We start from the raw sequence: 809 nt of genomic DNA, 5'->3' as shown, positions 1-809 counted from the left end.
CCCAAACCCGCGGCGCGCCAGTCGCTGGCACAGCTGGCCGAACTGGGCATCGAGCTCAAGATCGCCACCGGCGACAATCCGCGGGTCGCCGAAAAGGTCTGCAATGACCTGGGTTTGGTCTCCAAGGGCACGATCACCGGCGCGCAGCTGGAATGCCTCGATGACGACGAATTCGGCCGCGCCGCTGCGGACCACAGTATCTTCGCCCGCATCTCCCCCGACCAAAAGGCACGGCTGATCACCGCGGCACGCCGCACCGGAAGATCGGTGGGGTTTCTCGGCGACGGGGTCAACGACGCGCTGGCATTGCACGCCGCCGATGTGGGCATCTCCGTCAACAGCGCCACCGACGTGGCCAAGGACGCGGCCGACGTGGTCTTGCTGGAAAAGGACCTGGGGGTGCTGGCCACCGGGGTGGCCACGGGCAGAAGGATTTTCGCCAATACCATCAAGTACGTGTTCATGGGCACATCGAGCAATTTCGGCAACACCTTCAGCGCCGCCGCCGCGTCGGCGTTCTTGCCGTTTCTGCCGATGCTGCCCAGCCAGATCCTGCTGGGCAACCTGCTCTACGATGCCTCGCAGTTGGCGATCCCCACCGACCGCGTCGATGAGGAGCAACGCGATGCGCCGGCGCACTGGAACGTCGCCTTCATCCGCAGGTTCATGCTGACGTTCGGGCCCATCAACTCGCTGTTCGACTTCTTGACCTTCGGATTCATGCTCGGCATCCTGCACGCCGGCGAGGTGGCGTTTCACACCGGGTGGTTCCTGGAAAACCTTCTCACCCAGACGTTTATCGTTTTCGC

1 protein-coding gene is annotated in these 809 nt (G+C 63.8%); it reads left to right on the top strand.

Annotated features, from left to right (window positions below):
- A partial coding sequence (locus A5696_RS29105; RefSeq protein ID WP_156738286.1) for an HAD-IC family P-type ATPase occupies positions 1–809 on the top strand: 809 nt, incomplete at both ends.

The organism is Mycobacterium sp. E2699 (genome assembly GCF_001666745.1).
Taxonomy (GTDB): Bacteria; Actinomycetota; Actinomycetes; order Mycobacteriales; family Mycobacteriaceae; genus Mycobacterium.
The sequence above is the reverse complement of the archived record's forward strand: the minus strand, read 5'-3'. Positions and strand labels throughout refer to the sequence as shown.